The organism is Kitasatospora sp. NPDC043949 (genome assembly GCF_056435365.1).
Genome location: NZ_JBWKEQ010000121.1, coordinates 1 through 1,371 on the forward strand (window position 1 = coordinate 1; position 1,371 = coordinate 1,371).

At 77.6% G+C, this 1,371-nt stretch carries 1 protein-coding gene; it reads right to left on the bottom strand.

The annotated features are described in order from the left end of the window. Positions 1-312: 312 nt before the first annotated feature. A complete protein-coding gene (locus tag AC07AL_RS38555; RefSeq protein ID WP_478319570.1) occupies positions 313-1,200 on the bottom strand; it encodes a hypothetical protein in 888 nt (295 codons plus the stop codon). Positions 1,201-1,371 lie beyond the last annotated feature (171 nt).

Genomic DNA, 1,371 nt, shown 5'->3' on the forward strand with positions numbered 1-1,371 from the left:
CACCCCCCCCCCCACGGGCCGTCGCCCCCCCCCCCCCCCCCCCCCCCCCCTCTTCCCTCCCCCCCCCCCCCCCCCCCCCCCGGGGCGGGTCTGCTTCGCCATCCACCAGAACACACCCAACCCGCCACGAACCACCCGCCTTGAGGCGGCCTCCAGTGGATCTCCAGCGCCGGCACACCGCCCCCACACCCCGGCCCGGGCCACCGCAAACGGAAGGGTGCGCGTCGGGTGGGGCGGGAGGCGGACCCGGAGTCCAGGCCGGACGCGCATCCGGGTGAGCGGGGTGGTCGGCACCGGTGAGCCGTCGGCGGCTCAGGGCAGCAGCAGGCCCGGGACGAGGACCAGGCCGACCAGGCCCGCGACCAGGGTCGGCAGGCCGGTGACGCCCATCCACACCAGGTGGCCGGCGAGCCCGCCCGGCGTGTCCGCCGACAGGCGGCCGGGCACCACCAGGACCGTGCGGGGCCGCGCCACGTCCTGCACGTCGGCGGCGCTGCACTCGTGCCGCTGCGCCGTGCCGAGCTGGTCGGTCACCCGGTAGGTGTACCGGAGCGTGCGCCGGGTGCTGCGGGAGTGGCCGTGGACGTCGTGCACCCTGTACTCCCCGAGGTAGGAGCCGGTGAACTCCGCCGGGCGGAGCTCGCCCAGTGCCTGCTGCTGGCGCCAGTACCGCAGCTGCCAGGGCAGGTTCGCCGCCCAGGCGGCGCTCACCCACCAGGCGGCGAAGCCGGCCCAGACGAACCCGGCCCGCACCGGGTGGCCGAGCAGGGCCAGGGCGACGGACTCGGTGAGGCAGCCGGCGAACAGGGCGAGGAGGCCGAGCTGCCAGCCGGCGGGCCGCAGCGGCCTGGGCCGCCGGAACGGTTCGACGCGGATCCGCGCCGGGTCGGCCGGAGCCTCGGCGAGCCGTTTCAGCCGTTGCGCGTTGATGGCGTCGGCGAACGCCTGGGCCTTGGCGTCGGTCGTGCCCAGGCGGAACTCGGAGCGCTCGCCGCGCCCCGGCGGGTCGACCTCGACGCACAGGTCCCAGAGCACGCCCCGGCCGGGGACGGCGTGCACCCGGTGGATCCGGCCGTAGGGGATGTGGAAGGCCTCCGGTTCCTCCTGCCACACCAGCGCGGATCCGGTCATCCGCACCGAGCGACGGCCGAACCAGGTGCGGAGTTCCCTCGGCGGTGCGAGTACTGCCTGCCCGGCCATCGCTGTTCTCGTGCTCCCCCGTGACGTGATCTCGGCCGCGTGATCATATAGCCGCGGCGGCCCCCCAAACGGCCGTGGGGGGGGGGGGGGGGGGGGGGGGGGGGGGGGGGGGGGGGGGGGGGGGGGGGGGGGGGGGGGGGGGGGGGGGGGGGGGGGGGAGGGGAGCGCCTG